Raw genomic sequence first — 22,930 nt, 5'->3', positions numbered from 1 at the left:
CTGGATTTTATTTTTCAAGCTGCTCGGCAAATACATTTTTGAACTACTTTGCATCGTTATTCTTAGAGTATTTGAAAAACAAACCCGCCCCCATAGAGAAGAAACCATCCAAGGGATTGTACCTTCTCATTTTTGCTGCCGGTATTCTTATTGGCGTTGCAGCTATCTATTTTTCAGGCAACAAAAAAGAACCTGCCCCAACGGTATCCACTGTCAAAACGGTTGAACAAAAACCAGTTTCTACATTCAAGAAAAAACGCTTTACCAATCCTCTGGCCGACTCACCCGAGTATCATGAATACGATATTCGTCCTGTATCTGACTTGAGCAGCATTATTCAGAATAGAGTGGACAAGCAAATTGCAAAAGGAGCGGCTAATTCCATTTCTGTTTATTACCGTGATCTTACCAACGACCAGGTGATTGGGATCAATGAAAAAGAAACATTCTCCCCTGCTAGTCTGCTTAAAGTTCCTCTGCTCATTACCGTTTTAAAATATGCCGAGCAGAACCCTAGCACTTTGAAGTACCCTATTTCATACAACTTACCATCAGAGCAAATTTATAAGGCCAAAGGAATTAGCGATAAAAGTGCGCTAATACAAGGCCGAAGCTATACTGTGGATCAGCTTTTGGAAATTATGGTGGTGGCTTCTGACAATGAAGCAACCATACTCCTACTGCAATTTATAGACGAGGTAGCACCTGGATTTCGTCATAAAGTAGAGACCGACTTAAAACTGGAAACACCGAATAACTTAAACTATACTGACGACTACATCACGGTAAGACGTTATTCTTTCTTTTTCAGAACGCTTTTCAACGCTTCATACTTATCTCCCGAAATGTCGGAGAAAGCATTGAGCGTGCTTGCAGAAACAGGTTACGGCAACGGCATTCGCCAAGCCATCCCAACTGAAATACAGGTTAGTCAAAAATATGGCCATCGCAAGATTGACGAAACTCATCATCAGTACCATCATTTTGCCATTGTCTACCACCCTGTCAAACCCTTCCTTATCGGAATAATGACCAAAGGCAAATCACCAGAAAGTTTACAATCTGTAATTGCCGCCATTGCAAATACCATTTACATAGAAGTAAACAGGCAATCCAATCAAAAAGCCAGCTACCTTTCACGCGATGTAGATTAATTTATACTGCGTATCTGAACATCTTTTATACAAAAAGCATTATTTCGCAGTAATGCTAAAAATCGCTTATTCTCCAATTTACCACCACCCTTTACCTCCTGGTCATCGCTTTCCCATGGTCAAATATTCGCTTATACCTGAACAACTTTTGTATGAAGGAACCTGCAGCGAGGACAACTTTTTTACCCCAGAGAAGCTCAGCGAAAAGCAAATACTACGAACGCATACCGCAGAATACTGGGAGAAACTCAAAACCAATTCCCTCACCAGACAAGAAGAACGTAAGACTGGTTTTCCGCTTACACCAAAATTGGTTGAGCGTGAAATCACCATTTGCCAGGGTACTATAGACAATGCCAAACATGCTTTGGAGCATGGCATTTCTATGAATATTGCGGGCGGCACACATCACGCCTATGCCAATAGTGGTGAAGGTTTTTGTTTGCTTAATGACATTTGCCTGGCATCCCACTGGCTTTTGGATAATAATCTCGCGAAGCAAATTCTTGTGGTAGATTTGGATGTTCACCAAGGAAATGGAACGGCCAAGATTATGGAAAATGAAAGCCGTGTATTTACTTTTTCCATGCATGGAGAAAAAAATTACCCGATGCACAAAGAATCTTCAGACCTTGACATTGAACTACCCGATGGCACAGAAGACAGCCTTTACCTTCAAACTTTAGAAAACAACCTTCCACGACTTATTGACGAAGTTCAGCCTGATTTTATCTTTTTTCAAAGTGGTGTAGATATATTAGCCACCGACAAACTAGGCCGACTTGGACTAAGCATGGACGGCTGCAAACAGCGCGATAAATTTGTGTTGGAAAGCTGCAAACAAAACAACATTCCCGTGGCAGTAAATATTGGCGGTGGTTATTCGCATAAGCTGTCTGACATAGTTGACGCGCATGCCAATACGTTTAGGCTGGCGCAGGAAATTTACTTTTGATAAACTTTGATAGTCCTTTCTACGCAACCATTCCTGCTCTATTCGCATCAAATAGGTAAACCCCGTAAAAAATTTACACCATGAAAAGAGCAGCCCTATTTCTCCTGATCCTTGGAACAATTACTTCATGCTCCAAGGATGATGACAAACAAACCGAAACAGCCACCGGAGACACCTATAAATTGATTGAAGTATTAGCCGACCCAGGAGATGGAAGTGGAACCTTTCAGCCTGTAAGCAGCAACAAAACTATCGAGTTCAAAACCAACGGTACAGTTGTAAGTAATGGTAAACTTTGCGACATGTCCATTTCCTCAAATTCATCTACCACAGGTACCTATTCTTTTACCGACTCCACTATTACATCGGCAAATTGCTCTAAGCTTCCCTTTGAAATTACAGGAAATCATTTGATCATTTTCTACCCTTGTATTGAACCTTGCCAGGGAAAATTTGAGAAGCAATAGGTGTCTTTTCTGAAAGTCATTTCAAATCCAAAAACGTAGAAACCTGTCACATTGAGTAAATTTTCAAGGAAATTTGTATCGAAATGTAACAAGTTTCGATATAAAATTCTTTCAGAATTTCACTCAACCTGACAGGTGAAGGTTAAAACAAAATCAGGCTATTTAGAATCGTTCCGTATCACTTCCTACCTTAATTTTGCGCCACTATGAAAAAGTGGATACGCAAACTCACCAGGTTAGAATTAGTACTTATTTACTTCGTAATCATTGCTGGTAGCGTGGTGCGGATGACTGGCTCAGGGATGGGGTGCCCGGATTGGCCAAAGTGCTTTGGTCACTTAATTCCACCAACCGAGCGCGACCAAATAGAATGGCACCCAAACCAAGAGTTTGTAAAAGGGCAAATCATAATAGTAGATGAAAGTCTGCAAGTAGCTCGTGAAGACTTTACCTCGGCCAGCAGCTTTTCGCCTGAGCATTGGGAAAAATATACCAAGCATGACTATGCCATTTTCAACCCTTTTCACACCTGGACAGAATACATAAACCGTTTGTTTGGTGCCCTTTCGGGCATACCAATGCTTATTTTGGTTTTTATTACGGCACTCTACATCCGCAAAGATTGGCGCTATTTTGCACTTTCCTTTATGGGTCTTTTTATGCTGGGTTTTGAAGCCTGGCTCGGAAAATTAGTGGTAGATGGAAACCTTATCCCCGGCAGCATTACCATCCACATGATGGGCGCTTTGCTCATTGTTGCTCTGCTATTGGTTCAGCTTGCCATGAGCAACAGAGAGAATTTACCCAAGATGAGCTTCACCCCTCTTTTCAAAAATCTATTTTTCCTCAGCATTATTCTTACCCTTATCCAAATTGTGATTGGCACTCAGGTTCGAGAGCAAGTGGATCACCTCAACGAAGCCGGAATAGCCCGTGGCAGTTGGATTGAAAACTTAGATTGGCAATTTTATGTGCACCGTAGTTTTTCAATCATTGTGTTGGTTCTCAATTATTGGTTGTGGAAATTCAATAAGAAACACCAGCTAGGCTTTAAAGAATTGAATGCCGTAATGATACTAATTGGGCTGGAAGTACTTTTAGGAATCATCCTAAACTATGCTGACGTTCCCAAGTTTGCACAGCCTTCACATTTGCTTTTAGGAACTATACTTTTAGCATTTCAGCTTTACGCGATTATCAGGTTTGCTTTAGCAGAAAAGAGCCGAACAATTTTAGTTGATTAAACTCTCAACCTTACTCCTCATACAACACGTCCATCGCTCTAAAAGAGTCATTCAGGTCTACCTGAACCTTTACCATAGAAAAGGCTCCGGGAAGTATGGAATTTAGATTTTCATTGAGGAGATATACTCGAATACCTTCAGACTGTAGACGTGCTTTGAGCACATGCGCCTGATTCACATTGTCAAATTCGGCTATGGTAACGAGCTCTGCCATTGGAGGGTTTCTATAAGATGTACTACCTCCTGATACATATAGTCATTCACAGGTCGTAATGAATCTTCGTTTGGTTCTGCATAAAAGTACAAAACCCCACGCAGGAAATGCTCCGTGCTATCCGTTACAAAAAACTGAGTGTTGGTAGCAGCTTCTCCCCTTATGTTGTAAAGAATTCCATGTATACCTCTCACATCATCAGAATATAGCTTTTCAGCAATTCCATCCGCTTTTACTACGTGCTTAAAGGCCAACTCATGGCCATCGCTTAGTAAAGTATCAAGGTTTTCGGGAGTAACAGGTTTGTAGGTAAGCTGCAAACGCGCTTTGATAGAAGGGTAATATACATCTCCCCAGCAGTCGTGCTTCTTAAGCGGCTGCCATTCTGCAGCAGCATTTATATCAAAAGTAAAAGGGCAATCTATGTCCAGTTTTTCATATTTCTGCTCTGGAGTAGCTATTCTAAAATAACCCCGAGGCTTTGGTGTATAATCCTCTTCACCACCACAGGCGGTCAATATCATTGATACTAAAAGGTAGCTGCTAATCTTTCTCAGGCTCATCTTCTGCAATTTCTGGCAAGCTCACTTTAATGCGCTTTATTCTACGGCCATCACGGCTTTCTACTTTAAAAACGAAAGAGTCAAACTCTATCTCCTCATTCTTTTCAGGGAATTTACCCGCTATCTCCAGCAAAAATCCGGCAAGGGTATCTGCTTCACCACGCTCTTCATCAAACATGGCTACGTCCAACTCTAATACTTTAGCAAAATCCGTCAGGTGAATTTTTCCTTCAAACACGTAATTTTTATCGTCCAATTTGGAGTACACCAATTCATCGTCATCAAACTCATCACTGATTTCGCCCACGATTTCCTCAATCACATCCTCAAGGGTAATAATTCCAGATGTTCCCCCAAATTCATCCACCACCACTGCCAAGTGAATCTTCTTCTCCTGAAATTCCTTCAGCAGGTCATCTATCTTCTTATTCTCAGGAACAAAAAATGAATCACGCATCAAGGCATTCCAGTTAAAGTCATCCTCAGCATCAATGTGTGGGAGCAAATCTTTTATATAAAGCACACCTTTCACATTGTCAAAGTTGTCCTCATATACTGGTATTCGGCTATAGCCGGAATCCAAAATTATCTTTAAAATCTTACGGTAGTCCCAGCAAATATCGATGCACACCACGTCCATCCGTGGCTTCATAATTTGACGAACATTGGTATTTCCAAACTTCACAATACCCTCCAATATCTTCTGCTCGTCATTGGTGGTATCTTCATTGGTGGTAAGTTCCAATGCTTGGCTCAAATCATCCACCGAAAGGTTATCCGATGTATTGTTAAGTCTCCTCTCAATAAAACTAGTACTACGCACTAGCATCAAGCTTACTGGTCTAAACACACTTCGCATAATCATCATAGGACGACTCATAAAAGTGGCAAACACTCCTGGACTTCTCGTGGCGTACACCTTTGGCAATACCTCTCCAAATAGTAATATTAAGAATGTGATGAGCACCACCTCAAGCACAAAACCAAACGTGGGGTTTGAGGAAAAGTCAAACAAGCCACCCGTGATATAGGACGAGAGTATTACGATTCCCACATTCACAAAATTGTTACTAATAAGGATAGTTGCCAATAATGTCTTCGGTCTATCCAAAAGATCTACAATACTGTCATACGTAGTTTTACTCTTTTCCTTTAAAGCATCAAGGTCTTGAGACTTGAGCGAGAAAAAAGCAACTTCAGAACCGCTCACCAAAGCGGAAGCTACCAAAAGAATGAGTAGTATAACTAGGGGAACAATAAGACCTGGGTCAAAAGGTCTTAGAATATCAAGCAAAAATAAACTCGGGGGTTCAGGATCCAATTCAGGGAGGAATTAGTTAATACTAAAATGGTAGATCATTATCTTCATCACCACCACTTTTGGCAAAATCATTAGCGGGCTTATTTCCTCCAGTAGAAGAATCCCCGCCATTTTGCTGGCCATCGCGCGGACTGCCAAGCATGGTCATAGTGTCTGCATGTATTTCAGTCGAATATTTTTTCTCTCCACTGGCATCATCCCAACTTCTAGTTTTTATTCGTCCTTCAATGTACACTTTATCACCTTTATGCAAATACTTTTCAGCGATTTCAGCAAGCCCTCTCCTACACACTACATTGTGCCATTCGGTTTGGGTTACCTTTTCATTTGTTTGTCGGCTTGTGTAGCTTTCAGAAGTAGCCAAAGGAAAACGAGCCAGCATATTACCGCCTTCAAAGGTTCTCACCTCTGGGTCTTTGCCCAAATTTCCAATCAACATTACTTTATTTAAACTTCCAGCCATAGTATACCGTTTCAAACAAATTTAGAAAAATACGCTCTCTAATCAATGGGCAAAGTTAGCTGTTTTCTATCCAAATAAGCCCGCAATGGCTTTGGAAAAGCATATTCAATCAACTTCTCTTTTGCCACCCATTGTGCATCCTTGGCTATAGACAGTTTCAAATTCTTATTTATATCTATCAGCACAATTCGGCAATGGATAGTTTGGTGACTCAATTTATGTGGCTTTAAGTCCACCACTTCCTTTACTAATAATCCATCCTTGTTAATTGATTCAATAACTTCAGCCGGGTTTAATAAAGCATCTGCTTCAATAAGTGGGAATTGAAAAAGCTGTCTCCAAATATCTTTTTCCACTCTTTGCTGCACGGCAATCTTCCCTCCATTATTAATAAGCAAATAAGTAAGGTATCGCTGGCGATCATACTTCTTCTTTTCCTTTACGGGAAAGTCAGTCACATTTCTTTCCGCGTAAGCGGTGCAACTTTCGTTTAATACACATTCGCCACATTTAGGATTTTTAGGAACACACTGTACCGCTCCAAACTCCATTATTGCTTGATTATAGTCTGCTGGAGATTTGGTGTCCAGCATTTTATTCGCCAGTTGTTCAAACTCCTTCTTACCAGTTGTTGTATTTATTGGTGTGCTTATCGCAAAATATCTGGACAGAACCCGAAATACGTTCCCATCCAAAACAGCCCTAGGCTCGCCAGCCACAAAAGAACTAATAGCTGCAGCTGTATAACTGCCCACTCCTTTTAGTTTTAATAGCTCATCATACTTTTTTGGAAAATCACCATCGAGGTTTTCAGAAACATGTTTTGCTGTAGCATGAAGATTGCGAGCTCTACTATAATACCCTAAACCTTCCCAATCTTTTAAGACTTGATCTTCTTTAGCTTTCGCTAAATCCTCAACTTTAGGGTAATTCTTTACAAACTTTTCAAAATAAGGCAAACCTTGATTTACTCTCGTTTGCTGCAAAATTATTTCAGACAGCCAGATGATGTAAGGATCGTTCGATTTTCTCCATGGTAAGTCGCGCTTATGACGGTAATACCAGCCTAAAATGGAAGATTGAAAAGTAGGTTTCTGCAAAATATTTGTTTTTGAAGGACTTACGAAAAAAAATTTGGGTCAGTCCATTTCCCAAAACCATAAATTCACTTTATATTTGCACCCCTCAAAATTAAGGAGTTTAATAATTAATTAATAGATATAATGACTAAAGCGGACATTGTAACCAGGATTTCTGACAAGACTGGTATGGAAAGAGCTGACGTTCAAGCCACTGTAGAGGCTTTCATGAAGGAAGTAAGACATTCTTTGGAAACTGGAGACAACGTGTACTTGAGAGGTTTTGGTAGCTTTATTATCAAGAAGAGAGCTGAGAAAACCGGACGTAACATCTCAAAAAACACAACGATTATCATTCCTGCTCACAATATCCCATCTTTTAAGCCTGCAAAAACTTTTGTAGAAGCAGTAAAGAAAAAGGTGAAGGTAAAAGAAACAGCAAACGCTTAAGCTCATTTTGAATAAAGGTCTCTTCATATTGATCCTATTTGGAATGCTCCTACTCGCATTCTTATACATGTCACCGGTAACACCCGCCACTTCTGTAGCTGCAACTGATGAAACAACAGTTGTATCTGAGGAAGAAACTTCAGAAAACCAAGGCGACCCAGATGCTATGGTTGATGAAGCTTTGAGGCAGTTGCAATCCGGAGAAGTACCCCCTATGCAAGGGATTTTGAAGATAAGAGAAGTTGCCGAAAAGTACCCGGGAAATGTAAAGGCCAACTTTACTCTTGGAATGCTTTCGATGCAAACCGGACAATATGCTAAAGCTGTTGGTAGATTTGAAACAGTAATTGAGCAGCAGCCTGAAAATGCTGACGCTTGGTACCTGCTCACTAAATCCCAATTAAACATTGGAGATACCATCAATGCCAAGCAAAGTTTTGAGAAGACCCTAACCCTGGTTAATGAAGAAACAGGGAATGAGTACAAAAAGGAATTACCAGAATTAGAATAGTATTAATTTAAAGATTTAAGAATTATGCCAAGCGGAAAGAAAAGAAAAAGACATAAGATGGCTACTCACAAACGTAAAAAGCGTTTAAGAAAGAACCGTCACAAGAAGAAATAATTTCATTCCTATGAAATTGTTGGATTTCTAAACCTCAAGCACCTCTTTGCAGGTGCTTTTGGTGTTTCATTGTATCCATAGAAATTCAGTCTTTCACACGGATTTAAAAAAACATAAGGTGAGTACAGAATTAATAATTAATTCAAGTACTGCCAATGAAGTAGCCATAGCGCTACTTAGGGATGGTAAACTTACCGAGCTGCATTATGACAATGCGGAAGACTTTGCTGTAGGCGACATTTATCTGGGAAAAATCAAAAAGGTTGTTCCCGGACTTAATGCTGCATTTGTAGATGTAGGCTATGAAAAAGATGCATTCTTGCATTATCATGACCTTGGTCCGCAGATAAAGTCGCTCAATAAATTTACCAAGAGAACCCTTACCGGTAAACAGCGATGGTCATTAACTGACTTTCAAGCTGAATCGGACATTGATAAAAATGGCAGTATAGACCAGGTATTAAAAACCGGTCAAACACAAGTGGTGCAAATAGCCAAAGAACCTATTTCCACCAAAGGACCTCGAATTACTTCTGAGCTTTCATTAGCCGGACGTTTTATCGTACTAGTTCCTTTTTCAGAAAGAATTAGTGTAAGCTCAAAGCTGCGCGACAGAGAAGAAAAAGATCGACTGCGCAGATTGATTCAAAGCATTAAGCCAAAAGGCTTTGGTGTAATTGTAAGAACCGCTGCGCAGGATTGCTCAGTGGCCGAACTGGATGCCGATCTTCAGGATTTGGTAGGAAAGTGGAAACAGCTACATCGCCAAATACAACGCGTAAAAGCACCGGAGCGTGCGCTTCGTGAGCTAAACCGCGTATCTTCCTTACTTCGCGACATCCTCAATGATTCTTTCAATAGCATTGTAACCAATGACAAGGATCTTACCGAAGAAGTAAAAGCTTACTTAAAGTCTATCGAACCAGGAATGGAAGATATGGCCAAATATTATGATGGCCGTGTTCCAATTTTTGAACACTTTGGTATCGAAAGACAAATCAAAGGTTCATTCGGACGCTCAGTTTCTATGGGTAAAGGTGCCTACTTAATTATAGAGCACACGGAAGCTATGCACGTAATTGATGTGAATAGTGGTAACAGAACCAACAGTAATGACAACCAGGAAGCCAATGCACTTACGGTGAATTTGGCTGCAGCCGAAGAAGTAGCGCGTCAGCTACAACTTCGTGATATGGGAGGAATTATTGTGATAGATTTTATCGACATGCACCGTGCCGAAAACCGCAAGAAGCTTTTTGAGAAGCTGAAAGAGGTAATGAAAACGGACCGTGCTAAACATAAAATCCTTCCAGTAAGTCGCTTTGGACTAGTAGAAATTACACGCCAGCGTGTACGCCCCGAAATGAATATCCAAACCAGGGAAGAAAACCCTGATGGAAATGGAGAAGTAGAAGCTCCAATTCTTATAATTGATGAGATAGAAAATAAACTTGACCTGATTTCTACTCAGGAAAAGGACAAGAATATTTTCCTACACACCCACCCATTTATTGCTGCTTACCTTACTAAAGGTATTTTTAGCAGTGTACGTAGAAAGTGGTCTAAGAAATATCATAAGAACCTTAAAGTCATTCCCCGTGACTCCTTTAAGTTTTTAGAATACCACTTCTATAATACCAAGGACGAAAAGTTCGAGTTTAACTAATTGATTATAAAGCCCCTCACATTGAGGGGCTTTTCTTTTTCTAATAAACTGACCTTTTTTTCTCTCAAAATTTCTTGCACTTTTTTTCTGCTGATTTTCCACCAATCAGCAATATTGATTTTCAAGCAATTACATTCTCTTTAATTCTATTTTGAGTTTTTAACTTTCTGTTTTTCAATGAATTAGGATTAGGATTTGGAATAAAGATTTCTAATTTAGCCCCAGTCATTGAAATTTAAAACTACTCAAAATGAATCCAACCAAATCAAGTTGGCAGCTTTTCGGCTGCTTGTTACTCAGTACAAGTTCTCTTTTTTCGCAATGGAATAGAAACGCAGGTGTAAATCCATCATTAACCAGAACGGCAATTGTCACTGCCTCATCTGAAAACGGGGCAAAAGTAGCCGCCAACAGTGTAGATGGAGACGAGAGTACCACTTGGGAATCCAAAAGTCCTCTGCCTACAGGTTTTTTTTCTGACGGAAATCAAAACTTGCTACTTGCCCTTCAGCCCTCAAGAAACAGCACATCGACTGACATTGCCAAACTTACAGACGGTAGCAACAGTGGCGCAGCCAACTTTGCAACAAATACTAACGGGAAAAGCTTTGTAAAGCTAAATTTAGCTTCAGCGAGTAAGCTTTCGCTTATCACCTTTAAGGCATACATCAGCAGTGGCAATGTAGATCTTACAGTTTTTGAGCCTAACGGAGATAGTACAATTATTGGCCAGTTCACTTCAGCCAGTAATTATTCGTATGAAAAATTTTATACTCCAAAAACGGTTTCAGCGATAAAACTTTCTAGTAATACTTCGTTTTCCGTTGAGGAATTGGCTGTAATGGCCCCGATTGTTTTTGAAGACCTAGATATAGATTTAGGCTCTATCCAAAATATTGGCTGGGTTTATCTTCAAGCTTATTCAAGTCCAAATGCTGACTCGGTGATCGTTTATTCCAGTTCAGACCAAACCACTTGGACAAAAATTATCACAGCAAATAATGACTTGTATTTTTCCATTCCATATGAAGTAAAACCAACTGCACAAGGCAGGTATCTCAAGATAAGAACCTATATGAAGCTACTTGATTATAAAAGGGCTGCCGTTAGTGAAATAAAGGTTTTTGACCAAAATGGGCTATTTGGAGCAATGCCTTCTTCCAAACCATCAACTAGACCATTTAAAGACATGTTAGGAATAAACGCCATTTGGGGCTGGGGCACCTCCGACTACTCTGATCTTGCCTCTAGCAACAAAGCAACAAACCTATATAGCCGTGTGGCTAACCATGCGCGCAATTATCATAACATGGTATGGGACGTTGCCGACCCAGATATTACCCCTACTTACACAGGAATGCCAGGGTCCTTAAACCAGTCATGGTTAGATTGGGACAGAGAATATCAACACTGGAAAAACGCGGGTCTTGTAGTTCAGACTTCAATACAGTTTACTTCGTCATGGCTTCCTGAAAATCTATGGAATAACCCTTATCAAGCGGCATATAATTACGGCTATTCATTTGCATCCTATTTTGGGCCAACAAATGGGAATGGCCTAGTAACAACCATGGAGGTAGGTAACGAGCCTTGGGACTATGATTCAACTTTTTATAAAAATGTGCTGTTAGGAATGGCCAAGGGAGCAAAAGATGCAGACCCAGCTATGGAAGTTTTCTCATGCGCTCTGCAGTCTGCAGATCCTCATTCAGAAAAAACGGCTACAGGCCGAAACTACATGGGGGTTCGCCTACCTAAAAGTACCGCACAATACCTTGATGGACTAAACGTGCATCACTATAGCTACATAAATGATGGCACTACAGGGTACCGAGTAGCAACATTCCCTGAAAACCCTGCTTCCACCATGCGCGGCATTGTGAGCGACATAAAGTTTAGGGATGCAAACATGCCTGGCAAAAAAATATACATGTCAGAGTGGGGATGGGACTCAGATGGTGCCGGAGAACCTTGCTCACATAATGAATGTGTAAGCGAAGAAGCACAAGCTATGTACGCTGCCCGAGGACTTTTTATGCTAGATAGACTAGGAATAGATAGGGCAACCTGGTTTTTTTATGGAAACCTACCCTTTGGCTCCAGCTTATACACTCGTAGTGGACTCACGGGCTCCAAAAATGTAAATTTCGCTCCCAAAAAAGCATTCTACACTGTAGAACATCTTCTAGAAAAGATGGGTGACTCCTATTTTCTTGAAGTAATTTCAGAAACGGATGATGCTTGGGCTTACCTCTATGGTGACTCTTTAGGCAAACCAACTCACGTGGTAGCCTGGAAACCAGTAGATGCTAGCAGCTCCTCCACTACTTCTCTTCAAGTAAACAAAGGTTACGAAGCTGATTCAGTATGGGTTTATGATGGGCTGTCTAATGTACCAGCATTGACCACCCTTCCTAAAAACAAAAACGGTGAAATGACTTTAAATCTGTCTGCGGCTCCAATACTAATAAAGCTTGACAGTAATACCGTAAGCTCTTCTGTTTCCCTTCTAGAAAAGAGAACCTACAGTAACCATGTTTCAATTTTCCCAAATCCGTCAAAAGGAAACTTTAAAATAAAACTAAGTCTGGCTAATGGTGGTAAAGTAAACACTCGTCTATATTCTCTTGATGGACGTACTAATCAGCAGTTGCAAACTATTGACGCCAACAGTGGCAATAATATTCATGAATTCAGTCTTGACGACCTTGCACCTGGGTGCTACATTTTTGAAACCATTCAAGAAGAGCATTCTTTTATAGATCGTCAACAGATTATCATTACTCCTTAAAAAGTCTTATTCGGTTATTGTGTTAAATTGTGAAAGCCCTTCTTTACCGAGAAGGGCTTTCTGTTTTCGCCTACTCATTGCTGTAGTTTGTTTAAATTCGGGGCTCCAAAACAAATTTCAATGAAAAATATATTAGCTCCAGCATTAGCAGCGTGCGCATTCACACTTAGTGCGCAGCAAGTAATGACGCCTGAATTACTTTGGGATTTAAGCCGAGTAAGTTTAGAAACCGTTTCGCCTGACGGAAAAAATTTCATCTATGGTGTATCTCAATACAACACCGAAGACAATTCATCCAACCGTGACCTATATCTTATGGGCACAGATGGTAAAAGCAAAAAGCAGCTTACTGATATGGAGGGCTCAGAATATGGAGCTACCTACCTCATGGACGGAAAAAAAATTGGCTTTTCTCACAAAGGTCAGTTTCATATAATGAATGCTGATGGCACCGAGCGCAAGCAATTGACCAATATAGAAGGTGGGATTTCTAACATCAATGCTTATGATTTACCTGACGGGCGAATTGCATTGGTTTTCTCCAAAAGTGTAAAGCTTGAAAAAACCACGGCAGACCTATACCCTGATTACACCAAGGCCGAAGCTGTGGTAATTGACAACTTGATGTATCGCCATTGGGACAGTTGGAGCGATGCGGACTATAACCATGTGTGCATAGCTTATGCTAACGAAGGAGATGAAAACATTACAGAGCATCAAGATCTAATGGAAGGAGAAAAGTTTGACGCTCCTGTAAATCCTTTTGGAGGAGGTGAATCTTACTCACTTAGCCCTGACGGAAAATCGGTGGTGTATGAAGCCAAAAAATTGAGCGGTAAAGATTGGGCACAAAGCACCAACTCCGAACTCTATATGGTAGATTTATCTACAGGCAAAACCACCAACATCACCGAGGGTATGGAAGGCTATGACAAAGAACCCAAGTTTTCGCCTGATGGTAGCAAGCTTGCCTGGATGAGCATGAAAACCCCGGGTTATGAAAGTGATGTGAATGATATTATCATTATGAACGTAGCTACTGGCGAGAAAACCCATTTGCTACAAGCTACCAACAAATATGACGAGATGACTTTCCAGAGCTTTGCGTGGAAGGACAATAACAACATTTTTGCAGGTGTACCTACCAATGGCAGCAATCACGTTTATCAAATCACTTACTCATCAAAAGGTGTAGACTATAAGAAAGTTACTAAAGGAGACTTCAACTACAACCACTTCGAAATTGCAGGAAGATCACTGATAGTAGACCGTCAGGATATGAACCATGCAACGGAAGTGTATAATGTTTCCCTGAAAAAAGGAGAGGCCAAACAGCTTACTCATGAAAATGATGAAATCTACAGCACACTTTCTACAAGTAAAGTAGAAAAGAGAATGGTAAAAACGAGTGACGGAAAAGACATGCTGACTTGGGTAATTTACCCCCCGGATTTTGATCCAAACAAAAAATACCCAACACTACTTTACTGCCAGGGTGGACCACAATCTCAGGTTTCACAGTTTTACAGCTTCCGCTGGAACTTTCAATTGATGGCCGCAAATGGTTATATTGTAGTAGCTCCAAACCGAAGAGGACTTCCTGGTTTTGGTAAAGAATGGAACGAGGAAATTTCTGGTGACTGGGGCGGCCAAGCCATGAAAGATTACTTAGCTGCTATTGATGATGTGAGCAAAGAAAGTTATGTAGACGAAAGCAAGCTTGGAGCCGTGGGTGCTAGCTATGGTGGATATTCTGTGTACTACCTTGCCGGAAATCACGACAAGAGATTCAGCGCATTTATTTCACACTGCGGACTTTTTGATTTAGAAAACTGGTACCTAACTACCGAAGAACTTTTTTTCGCAAATCAGGATTTAGGCGGACCATTCTGGATGCCTGAAAACAAAGAAACTTACTCCAAGTTTGACCCAAAAGATTATGTTCAAAATTGGGACACTCCTATTTTGGTAATTCATGGTGGTAAAGATTTTAGAGTTCCCGAAGCGCAAGGAATGGCTGCATTTCAAGCTGCTCAGCTACGCGGAGTGCCTAGCAAATTCTTATACTTCCCAAATGAAGGACATTGGGTGCTAAACCCACAGAACGGGCTTATCTGGCACGATCAATTTTTTGGTTGGTTAGATCAGTGGTTGAAAGATTAAGCTTCAACTTAAAATAACTTCTAAAAGGTCACCCAACGGTGGCCTTTTTTTATTCGTAAACAAATTGAACCCCAACAATGTTAATTCATTGAAATTCACTACATTCTAATAATTCTAAACTTAATCACATGAAAAAATTACTATTCTTACTATTTGTCAGTTTTATGGCTGTAAGCCTACATGCCCAAACTTCTCACACTATTGCAGCCGTAGGTGTAGAGTACACTCCTGACACCGTTATTGTAAACTTGGGTGACACTATAATTTTTGATGTAGGAAGTACTCACCCTACTACCGAAGTTGATCTTACCACCTACAACTCAAACGGCAGCTCAGCTCTTCCCGGAGGCTTTTCATTTCCAAGTGGGCAGGGTTTATTTGTAGCTTCCACCCTTGGAGCAAAATATTACATCTGTGATAACCATATATCTCAAGGTATGAAAGGAATGATAATGGTAAACCCAACTGTTGGCGTTTCTGAAGTCCACTTAGGAAGTCATACTTTGTACCCAAATCCTGTAGAAAGTGAGCTTCACATTAATCTTTCAGCGCCACAAGATGTTTTTGTTTATAGCCTTGATGGCAAAGTAGTAAAGCGCTTTGAGAATGTAACTGAAACTATAAATGTAACCGAGCTCAATGCCGGCACATACATTTTAGTGCTAGGAGAAGGTGAAAACATTGAACGAATTCGCTTTATGAAGAAATAGAGAATTTGTTTGGATAAACTACAATCCCCGACCAGTTTTCAAAATCTGGCGGGGATTTTTATTTCTCGGTTTTGTAGCAACGAAGTACTCCTCGGGTTTATCTTCCAGACCCCATCTTTGTTTTGAAAATAGAATAGTTTATCCTTAAGTTTTAATCCAAAAATAAATCTCTTCCCATCGGAAGGTTTCAGGTTTTGAAGCTCTGCTTCTAATGAACTTAACAAGACCTTTACATTCTCAATCTCCTTTTCCGTCAACCGAGCCTCCCCTAGGGTATCCTTCATACTTTCCAAAAAAGCCATGGTTTCCTCTAACTCATCTTTATCATCATAATAAACGAGATAACTGCAAGCATACGCCAAGTCATTGGCTTCAAAAGCTTGCTTTAATGAACTCAACAAATAAGAAGGAATAGACTGCGGATATTTCAAAGTGTTCTCATCAGGACGATCAAAAACCTTCTTCACAGCTCTCTTAGTTTTCAGGTCTTTGACCTTTAATTTTTGGTCAGCATAATAATTGATTTCGGCTTTTATCATTAGGCTTGAGGCTCTTCCTGAAGTGATACCACTACTTACAGAATCTAGCTTTGGATAATTATCTCTCCAAAACGGCCTCCAACCTCTACCTTCATTATAGTAGCTCCAATTATCCCTTGCGGCATCAGCATAAGGCTCAAAAGAATAACCAAAAACGGGAGCTGAAGTCTTAACTTCCCACTCTTCAAAATCTGGCAACCTTTCTTTGTATTCCTCTAACTGAATAGAATCGATGGGTAGAGACTGTACGACAACAAAGAAACCTTCAGTAGGAAATATGATTAGTTCCTGATGAAATTCAATAGTAACCCATTCATTTCCCGGTTCGACCGCTTTTGTAATAAAGTCTCTTTTAGCCAAAGGCTCCCCAGGCCCCCCAGTTTTTCTATCTACCTTTAACAAGTTCACCCTGAATGGGGCTTCAGGAATTCCCTGCTTTCTAACGTACACAGCAATACTCTTAACAAAACTGCTCAATTGATATTCGTTTGGAATAAAACGCGCTTCAGGTTTATCCACCCAAGTTCCATTTCCAGTGGATGCTCTCGATTTCACCAATCCTGCCTCATAGCTTTTCAACTTTCGCGGAAGAACTTTCACTTCCTTCAATTCCTCCTGAGTTGGCTCTAGCTTAACAGTTACAAACTTTTTGTTGATGACACTTGGCAGAAAAAGAGACTTGGGCTCATAGCCAATAATCGAAAAGATTATGCTGTCATGAGATGCACTATCCAGCTTTAAGCTAAAGCTACCATCACGAAAAGCTGTAGTACCAATTGGTTGATTTTTCAGGTAAACATTTGCATAAGGAATGGTTTCTCCAGACTCTGCATCTGTAATCTTTCCCTTTAGTTGGACTTGAGAAAAAGCTGGATAAAAGAGTAATCCAAAAAGTAGGAGCAATAAGTTTTTCATTATAATGTTAAGCGTTCGAGAAGTTAGTTTAGTTTTCTTGATTACAAATTAACGCACGTAAAAAACAGATATTCTTAAAATCTGAAATATAAGCCTTGCCTACAATGTCAGCACTATAGTTTAGTAAATTGCCACTCCAAAAAATATTTACTCCCTTGACTACATTCTCCCTCCTATTATTTGTAGCCCTCATCGTTTGGTTAATTTTCCGCCCAAAAGGCAGAAAAAGCGGTTTTCCCATTCCAGAGACTTTTCCACAAAAGTGGCGGACGTTTTTATTTAGTGAAGTAAATTTTTATGCCAGCCTTTCGGCAGAAGATAAAGAACGTTTTGAAAAAGATATTCTGAGATTTTTGGGCCGTGTGCGTATAACTGGCATCAAAACAACCATCGACATTGAAGATCGGCTTTTAGTAGCTTCAAGTGCTGTAATCCCTGTTTTTGCATTTCCTGAGTGGGAATATCGCAGCTTGCATGAAGTTCTCTTATACCCCGACCTTTTTGACCAAAATTTTGATTTTACTTCAGAAAAAAGAACCATAAGCGGAATGGTAGGCAGCGGGGGTGTAATGAACAATATTGTGATATTTTCCAAGCCTGCCTTGCGCCTAGGTTTTGACAATACAAGCGACAAGAAGAATGTAGGCATACATGAATTTATACACCTGTTTGATAAAGAAGATGGGACCACTGATGGTATTCCTCACGTAATAATGAAAAACCAAGCTGTAATGCCATGGTTGAAATTAATACGAGACAACACAGAGCAAATGCTTGAGGGCAAAAGCGATATCAATATTTATGGAGCCACCAATAAGCAAGAGTTTTTGGCTGTTGCAGGAGAATACTTTTTTGAACGGCCAAAACTCCTAAAAGACAAGCACCCTGCACTATACGAGGTGCTTTCAATGGTGTTTCAAAATAATCTTGCCAGTAGCTTTAAAAATGAAAATACAACTCAGCGCAGAATCGGGCGCAATGACAAATGCCCTTGCGGTAGTAGTAAAAAGTTTAAAAAGTGCTGCATGACCCAAGATTGAAACTTAATATTTAATCAACCATGAAACAGGGTCTACATTAATAAGTATCAAGGATGGCAGAACCGACTTTGCAGTAGAACAATTAAATTGGCTTCAAAATCACTCTCGTTTTGGATTGGTTTTAATTAAATTTAGATGATAAAAGCAAACTGTGATGAGCCAAAAAGAATACTCCAATGAAAATCTTACTGTAATATGGCGACCCGAAAGATGTGCTCATGCAGGAATTTGTGTCAAAATGCTTCCCCAAGTTTACAATCCCAAAGAGAGACCTTGGATAAAGGCTGAGAATGCCAGCATTGAGGAACTCAAAAACCAAATTGATCATTGTCCTTCTGAGGCTTTAAGCTATAGAGAAAACTAAGTTGGCCTGTCAGATTATACGCATATCAATAAAAACTTATTAGATGGGATGGGGCGGCTCAGCACAAGCCATGATTCATACGCTAAGGGCTAATAAAGACCTTTTGCGTAAGCGGAAGATTCTATTTGAGCGCGATAGAACATTTGGAGAAATAAAGAAACGATACACTAAGGCTTCGGCTGGTATCCTAAAAGCCCCTTCTCCAAGCCAATCTGACCTAAAAAAAATACGTGATCGGATTGTAAAACAGCGAAAAAAGGAAATTATAATAACTGTAATAGCTACAATAATTTCAACCACGATTATTACAATAGGTATTCATTTGATTTATACAAATTTGGTTTCGCAAAATCTTCAAAAATGGGAGGAGAAAGAGGTTTATTATAAAAGGCAGCAGTCTGAAGAATATAAAACCAACATTAAAGAAGGGTTAGAAAAAATGGAAGCTGGGAATTACTTTTTTGCAATTGGTAATTTCAGTGAAGCTTTGGACAATGCTCCTAATGATTCATTAGCCGAATACCACCTAGCTTACGCATATTGCTTGCTTTGTAAAATCGAAAAAAAGGGCTGCTCCCGAGCATTTAGACTAGTAGAGGAACTTAGCCTTAAGCACCCAAAAAATCTACACTATCCTTTATTAGAAGTTAACTACCTACAAAGTCACTAATCTGAACAAATATAGGTTTCAGTTGTCATCAAGTCATTCACTTTAAAAATCAACCTCATGAAAATTTTAGGAGGAATACTTACGGTAGTTGGACTTATCACAAGCATCATTTTTGGTATTCAGGCAATTAATGATTCTGAAAGTTTTAACTTTTTAGGACTGGATATAGCAATTAGTTCCGCCAATTGGACCCCACTCATAATTAGCTTAGCCGTACTAATTATAGGGTTGGTTATGGTAAGAAAAAAGTAAGTAATAATTATTTCAAGGCTCGGATATTATAATTACCCAAATTCAGGGATGTAAAGAATTCAGAGTATGGGTAAATTAGCTTTCCATCAAACCCCATAACATTATGATAACCACCGAAAAGGATCTTATCCATAGATTAAATTGGATAACGACAGAACTGCTAGACAAAAAGCGTAGGCTCCAAAAATCTTCTCAACTCAAGATTAATTATAGAAAAAAACTACTATCACAAATCAATGAGCTGAGTGGACAAAGACAAACTTTGGAAAACCTTCTAGTAATAGGTTAGGCTCTTATAGTTCTAACCGAGTATAACCTAAGACAAATACTGATAATGTCTATAAAGGGCATAAAGCAAAAAGCCGAAGTATTTCTACTTCGGCTTTTTCGTGCCCCGGGCGGGACTTGAACCCGCACGACCATTGCTGATCACAGGATTTTAAGTCCTGCGTGTCTACCAATTCCACCACCAGGGCGACTCTACTATTAAAAGCAGAGGGTTGAGATTTTAATGCTTCAGGTTTACACCTTCTACATTTTACTTTTAAACTAAAAACCCCTCATAAAGAGGGGCTTTAATTTGGAGCGGGAGACGGGATTCGAACCCGCGACCCCGACCTTGGCAAGGTCGTGCTCTACCAGCTGAGCTACTCTCGCATTTCACTCTCCCCGTAAACGGGAGTGCAAATATAATATACTTTTTTAAACCTGTGCAAACATTTTTATACCCCTCCTAACTTTTTTTTGATGCCGTTTAATTTCATTAAAGCCTCTACTGGCGTTAAGGTATTGATATCCAAATTCGTAATCTCTTCTTTCAATTCTTCTAAGATCGGATCATCCAACTTAAAAAAACTTAATTGCATCTCATCTTTTGCTTTTCCGTTCTTTTTATCACCCGAACTTCTACTCTTTTCAAGCTCCTTTAACACCGATTCGGCCCGATTAACAACTAAGCCAGGCATACCAGCCATTTTGGCCACATGAATACCAAAACTATGTTCGCTGCCTCCTGGTTTTAGCTTACGCATAAATATGATGCTGTTATTTACCTCTTTTACACTTACGTTAAAATTGCGAATGCGCTCAAAAGCTCCCTCCATTTCATTGAGCTCGTGATAGTGCGTTGCAAACAAAGTTTTTGCCCTACTTGGATGCTCATGTAAAAACTCAGCTATTGACCACGCTATAGAAATACCATCATAGGTGCTTGTCCCTCGTCCAATTTCATCAAGCAGCACAAGACTTCGATCGGATAAGTTATTCAAAATAGAGGCTGTTTCGCTCATCTCTACCATAAAGGTTGATTCACCCTGACTTATGTTATCCGAAGCCCCTACCCTTACAAATATCTTATCTACCACACCTAAACTGGCCGCCTTTGCGGGAACATAACACCCTATCTGAGCCATTAGGCTTATCAATGCCGTTTGCCTAAGCAATGCTGACTTACCGGACATGTTAGGTCCGGTAATCATCAATATCTGAAACTCCTCCCTATCAAGAAGCACATCATTACTAATATAATCCTCACCTGCGGCAAGCTGTCGCTCAATTACAGGATGACGACCTCCTTTGATGTCAAGTTTATAGCTATCATCCATCGAAGGCTTTACGTAATTCATACTTTTAGCTAAAAGCGCAAAAGACAAAAGGCAATCTATTCGGGCAAGCACTTGGGCATTTTGCTGAATTTGTGGCAAGTAGGACAGCGCCTTCTCCAATACATCATTGTAAAGCTTTTGCTCAATAGCTAAAATTTTGTCTTCAGCACCAAGAATTTTCTGTTCGTATTCCTTAAGCTCTTCTGTAATATATCGCTCAGCACTTACCAGAGTTTGCTTGCGCACCCATTCAGCAGGCACCTTATCTTTATGCGTATTTCTTACCTCCAGGTAATAGCCAAACACATTATTAAAAGCAATCTTGAGGTTGGAAATCCCCGTAGCCTCAGCTTCTCGTTTTTGAATAGCAAGAAGCTTATCCTTGCCGGAATTTAAAATATCTCTAAGATCATCAAGCTCTGCTGATACACCATCAGCAATCACATCTCCCTTTGAAATTTGAACTGATGGGTTTTCCTTTATAGAAGTGGAAACTAATTCAATTAGCTTCAGACATTCATGCAGCTGGTCCGCAATGAGGGAAAGCTGCTTTACCTTAGCACACTTTTTCTTTATAGCGTTAGAAAACTCCAACCCTTTCTTTAGCTGAAGCAGTTCTTTGGGGTGAATTTTACCAGTACTCAGCTTACTAACCAATCGCTCTAAATCATGTATTTCCTGAAGCAATTGAGCTATATCTTCCGCCAGCTCGTGCTTTTTCATAAAAGCCTCAACGGTAAGTTGACGATCCTCAATAGCTGCCACTTTCTTAAGTGGCATAGCCAACCATCTCTTTAACAACCTACTCCCCATAGGAGATTGTGTATGATCTATCACATCGAGAAGTGAAACACCGTCAGGAGAATTGCTATTAAAAAGTTCAAGGTTGCGAATGGTAAAACGATCCATCCATACAAACTCTTCACGCTCTATGCGACTAACCCCTGTAATGTGCCCTAGTTGATCATGCCGCGTTTCTTTTAAGTAATGAAAAATGGCTCCTCCGGCTATTATTGCCAGATCCATTCCCTCTATACCAAAACCTTTTAAAGACTTAGTTTTAAAATGATTATTGAGACTTTCATTGGCAAAATCACTCTTAAAAATCCATTCATCTAAAGCGAAAGAATAATGACGATTGCCAAAAAGCTCAAAGTATTTTGCTGATTTATTCTTTTGAAAAAGAATTTCGCTTGGTGCTAAACTCTGAATTAGCTTGTCCACATATTCATGATTTCCTTCTGCCACCAAAAACTCTCCTGTAGAAATATCGCAAAAGCTAATTCCAAAGCGCTCCTTTTCCATGTAAATGGCCGCCAGGAAGTTGTTGCTACCTGACTTTAAAACTTGGTCACTGGTAGTAACCCCCGGAGTAACCAATTCGGTAACACCGCGTTTCACAATGTTCTTGGTAAGCTTTGGATCTTCCAACTGGTCGCAAATAGCAACGCGCTGACCGGCTCTCACCAATTTTGGTAAATAGTTATCCAATGAATGGTGGGGAAATCCGGCAAGCTCCATATCGGCTGCCGCTCCATTAGATCTTTTGGTAAGTACAATTCCTAAGATTTTACTAGCCTTAACTGCATCTTGCCCAAAGGTTTCGTAAAAATCACCAACTCTAAATAGCAAAAGAGCATCAGGGTATTTAGACTTAATTTGATTGTATTGCCTCATTAAA

The 22,930-nt window shown here is 40.0% G+C and carries 21 protein-coding genes and 2 tRNA genes; 14 read left to right on the top strand and 9 right to left on the bottom strand.

The features are described 5' to 3' along the window. The first annotated feature begins 71 nt into the window (after nt 1-71). The 4 genes from OWEHO_RS14860 (at nt 72) to OWEHO_RS14845 (ending at nt 3,820) form a co-directional block, all read left to right on the top strand. A complete protein-coding gene (locus OWEHO_RS14860) occupies nt 72-1,154 on the top strand; it encodes a serine hydrolase (protein WP_041627659.1) in 1,083 nt (360 codons plus the stop codon). Between the two features lie 52 nt (nt 1,155-1,206). Beyond that, entirely contained in the window at nt 1,207-2,109 is a 903-nt protein-coding gene (locus OWEHO_RS14855) for a histone deacetylase family protein (RefSeq protein ID WP_014203310.1), read from the top strand. An 80-nt stretch (nt 2,110-2,189) separates the two neighbouring features. Continuing rightward, a complete protein-coding gene (locus OWEHO_RS14850; RefSeq protein ID WP_014203309.1) occupies nt 2,190-2,576 on the top strand; it encodes a hypothetical protein in 387 nt (128 codons plus the stop codon). Between the two features lie 206 nt (nt 2,577-2,782). Continuing rightward, nucleotides 2,783-3,820, top strand: a complete 1,038-nt coding sequence (locus tag OWEHO_RS14845) for a COX15/CtaA family protein (protein ID WP_014203308.1) — start codon at nt 2,783-2,785, stop codon at nt 3,818-3,820. A 10-nt stretch (nt 3,821-3,830) separates the two neighbouring features. On the opposite strand, the gene OWEHO_RS18255 is transcribed toward OWEHO_RS14845, so the two are convergent. From OWEHO_RS18255 to mutY, 5 genes are read right to left on the bottom strand one after another with little or no spacing between them, the layout of a single operon-like run. Continuing rightward, entirely contained in the window at nt 3,831-4,034 is a 204-nt protein-coding gene (locus tag OWEHO_RS18255) for a putative signal transducing protein (protein WP_014203307.1), read from the bottom strand. Next, nucleotides 4,013-4,597, bottom strand: a complete 585-nt coding sequence (gene gldD, locus OWEHO_RS14840) for a gliding motility lipoprotein GldD (RefSeq protein WP_014203306.1) — start codon at nt 4,595-4,597, stop codon at nt 4,013-4,015. The genes OWEHO_RS18255 and gldD overlap by 22 nt, the downstream gene beginning before the upstream one ends. Then, nucleotides 4,578-5,891, bottom strand: coding sequence for a gliding motility-associated protein GldE (gene gldE, locus OWEHO_RS14835; RefSeq protein ID WP_223252694.1), 1,314 nt, complete (start codon nt 5,889-5,891; stop codon nt 4,578-4,580). Before gldE ends, gldD begins: the two co-directional genes overlap by 20 nt. Nucleotides 5,892-5,940: 49 nt before the next feature. Continuing rightward, nucleotides 5,941-6,381: a single-stranded DNA-binding protein gene (locus tag OWEHO_RS14830; RefSeq protein ID WP_014203304.1), complete on the bottom strand. Its 441-nt coding sequence runs from the start codon at nt 6,379-6,381 to the stop codon at nt 5,941-5,943. A gap of 38 nt (nt 6,382-6,419) precedes the next feature. Further along, nucleotides 6,420-7,481, bottom strand: a complete 1,062-nt coding sequence (mutY, locus tag OWEHO_RS14825; RefSeq protein WP_014203303.1) for an A/G-specific adenine glycosylase — start codon at nt 7,479-7,481, stop codon at nt 6,420-6,422. Between the two features lie 123 nt (nt 7,482-7,604). On the opposite strand from mutY, the gene OWEHO_RS14820 reads away from it, so the two are divergent. The 6 genes from OWEHO_RS14820 (at nt 7,605) to OWEHO_RS14795 (ending at nt 15,865) form a co-directional block, all read left to right on the top strand. Then, entirely contained in the window at nt 7,605-7,910 is a 306-nt protein-coding gene (locus OWEHO_RS14820) for an HU family DNA-binding protein (RefSeq protein ID WP_014203302.1), read from the top strand. A gap of 67 nt (nt 7,911-7,977) precedes the next feature. Continuing rightward, the gene (locus OWEHO_RS14815) at nt 7,978-8,421 is read left to right on the top strand and encodes a tetratricopeptide repeat protein (protein ID WP_052301147.1); all 444 of its coding nucleotides are present in this window, start codon (nt 7,978-7,980) and stop codon (nt 8,419-8,421) included. Between the two features lie 232 nt (nt 8,422-8,653). Continuing rightward, nucleotides 8,654-10,201, top strand: a complete 1,548-nt coding sequence (locus OWEHO_RS14810; protein ID WP_014203300.1) for an Rne/Rng family ribonuclease — start codon at nt 8,654-8,656, stop codon at nt 10,199-10,201. Between the two features lie 250 nt (nt 10,202-10,451). Further along, entirely contained in the window at nt 10,452-12,992 is a 2,541-nt protein-coding gene (locus OWEHO_RS14805; RefSeq protein WP_014203299.1) for a T9SS type A sorting domain-containing protein, read from the top strand. Nucleotides 12,993-13,112: 120 nt separating this feature from the next. Next, nucleotides 13,113-15,155 (top strand): S9 family peptidase, encoded by a 2,043-nt coding sequence (locus OWEHO_RS14800; protein WP_014203298.1) that lies wholly within the window; start codon nt 13,113-13,115, stop codon nt 15,153-15,155. Nucleotides 15,156-15,283: 128 nt separating this feature from the next. After that, nucleotides 15,284-15,865 carry a T9SS type A sorting domain-containing protein gene (locus OWEHO_RS14795; RefSeq protein ID WP_014203297.1) on the top strand — a complete coding sequence of 194 codons (582 nt, stop codon included), beginning with the start codon at nt 15,284-15,286 and terminating at the stop codon, nt 15,863-15,865. Nucleotides 15,866-15,903: 38 nt separating this feature from the next. On the opposite strand, the gene OWEHO_RS14790 is transcribed toward OWEHO_RS14795, so the two are convergent. Next, a complete protein-coding gene (locus OWEHO_RS14790; protein ID WP_014203296.1) occupies nt 15,904-17,319 on the bottom strand; it encodes a carboxypeptidase-like regulatory domain-containing protein in 1,416 nt (471 codons plus the stop codon). A gap of 155 nt (nt 17,320-17,474) precedes the next feature. Here OWEHO_RS14790 and OWEHO_RS14785 point away from each other — a divergent pair, with 155 nt between their 5' ends. The 4 genes from OWEHO_RS14785 to OWEHO_RS14770 all read left to right on the top strand — a co-directional run bounded on the left by OWEHO_RS14785 (nt 17,475) and on the right by OWEHO_RS14770 (nt 19,645). Beyond that, complete coding sequence (locus tag OWEHO_RS14785) at nt 17,475-18,359, top strand: M90 family metallopeptidase (RefSeq protein ID WP_014203295.1); 885 nt, start codon at nt 17,475-17,477, stop codon at nt 18,357-18,359. A 154-nt stretch (nt 18,360-18,513) separates the two neighbouring features. Further along, nucleotides 18,514-18,723 carry a (4Fe-4S)-binding protein gene (locus OWEHO_RS14780; protein WP_014203294.1) on the top strand — a complete coding sequence of 70 codons (210 nt, stop codon included), beginning with the start codon at nt 18,514-18,516 and terminating at the stop codon, nt 18,721-18,723. A gap of 43 nt (nt 18,724-18,766) precedes the next feature. Next, nucleotides 18,767-19,393, top strand: a complete 627-nt coding sequence (locus OWEHO_RS14775; protein WP_014203293.1) for a hypothetical protein — start codon at nt 18,767-18,769, stop codon at nt 19,391-19,393. A 57-nt stretch (nt 19,394-19,450) separates the two neighbouring features. Beyond that, nucleotides 19,451-19,645, top strand: a complete 195-nt coding sequence (locus tag OWEHO_RS14770; RefSeq protein WP_014203292.1) for a hypothetical protein — start codon at nt 19,451-19,453, stop codon at nt 19,643-19,645. Nucleotides 19,646-20,035: 390 nt separating this feature from the next. Here the strand turns inward: OWEHO_RS14770 and OWEHO_RS14760 are convergent. From OWEHO_RS14760 to mutS, 3 genes are all read right to left on the bottom strand, one after another. Beyond that, nucleotides 20,036-20,121: transfer RNA gene (locus tag OWEHO_RS14760), tRNA-Leu, on the bottom strand. Between the two features lie 105 nt (nt 20,122-20,226). Then, nucleotides 20,227-20,302, bottom strand: a tRNA-Gly gene (locus OWEHO_RS14755). A 65-nt stretch (nt 20,303-20,367) separates the two neighbouring features. Next, nucleotides 20,368-22,926 (bottom strand): DNA mismatch repair protein MutS, encoded by a 2,559-nt coding sequence (mutS, locus tag OWEHO_RS14750; protein ID WP_143764625.1) that lies wholly within the window; start codon nt 22,924-22,926, stop codon nt 20,368-20,370. Nucleotides 22,927-22,930 lie beyond the last annotated feature (4 nt).

The sequence above is a fragment of the Owenweeksia hongkongensis DSM 17368 genome, assembly GCF_000236705.1.
GTDB lineage: Bacteria > Bacteroidota > Bacteroidia > Flavobacteriales > Schleiferiaceae > Owenweeksia > Owenweeksia hongkongensis.
Note: the sequence above shows the minus strand (reverse complement) of the source record. Positions and strands in the feature narration are given on the sequence as shown.

Bases quoted from the DNA above. Each gene is read 5' to 3' on its own strand.
- OWEHO_RS14855 (WP_014203310.1), top strand. From the start codon at position 1,207: ATGCTAAAAATCGCTTATTCTCCAATTTACCACCACCCTTTACCTCCT.
- OWEHO_RS14850 (WP_014203309.1), top strand. From the start codon at position 2,190: ATGAAAAGAGCAGCCCTATTTCTCCTGATCCTTGGAACAATTACTTCA.
- OWEHO_RS14845 (WP_014203308.1), top strand. From the start codon at position 2,783: ATGAAAAAGTGGATACGCAAACTCACCAGGTTAGAATTAGTACTTATT.
- OWEHO_RS18255 (WP_014203307.1), bottom strand. From the start codon at position 4,034: ATGGCAGAGCTCGTTACCATAGCCGAATTTGACAATGTGAATCAGGCG.
- gldD (WP_014203306.1), bottom strand. From the start codon at position 4,597: ATGAGCCTGAGAAAGATTAGCAGCTACCTTTTAGTATCAATGATATTG.
- OWEHO_RS14830 (WP_014203304.1), bottom strand. From the start codon at position 6,381: ATGGCTGGAAGTTTAAATAAAGTAATGTTGATTGGAAATTTGGGCAAA.
- OWEHO_RS14820 (WP_014203302.1), top strand. From the start codon at position 7,605: ATGACTAAAGCGGACATTGTAACCAGGATTTCTGACAAGACTGGTATG.
- OWEHO_RS14815 (WP_052301147.1), top strand. From the start codon at position 7,978: ATGTCACCGGTAACACCCGCCACTTCTGTAGCTGCAACTGATGAAACA.
- OWEHO_RS14805 (WP_014203299.1), top strand. From the start codon at position 10,452: ATGAATCCAACCAAATCAAGTTGGCAGCTTTTCGGCTGCTTGTTACTC.
- OWEHO_RS14800 (WP_014203298.1), top strand. From the start codon at position 13,113: ATGAAAAATATATTAGCTCCAGCATTAGCAGCGTGCGCATTCACACTT.
- OWEHO_RS14795 (WP_014203297.1), top strand. From the start codon at position 15,284: ATGAAAAAATTACTATTCTTACTATTTGTCAGTTTTATGGCTGTAAGC.
- OWEHO_RS14790 (WP_014203296.1), bottom strand. From the start codon at position 17,319: ATGAAAAACTTATTGCTCCTACTTTTTGGATTACTCTTTTATCCAGCT.
- OWEHO_RS14780 (WP_014203294.1), top strand. From the start codon at position 18,514: ATGAGCCAAAAAGAATACTCCAATGAAAATCTTACTGTAATATGGCGA.
- OWEHO_RS14775 (WP_014203293.1), top strand. From the start codon at position 18,767: ATGGGATGGGGCGGCTCAGCACAAGCCATGATTCATACGCTAAGGGCT.
- OWEHO_RS14770 (WP_014203292.1), top strand. From the start codon at position 19,451: ATGAAAATTTTAGGAGGAATACTTACGGTAGTTGGACTTATCACAAGC.
- mutS (WP_143764625.1), bottom strand. From the start codon at position 22,926: ATGAGGCAATACAATCAAATTAAGTCTAAATACCCTGATGCTCTTTTG.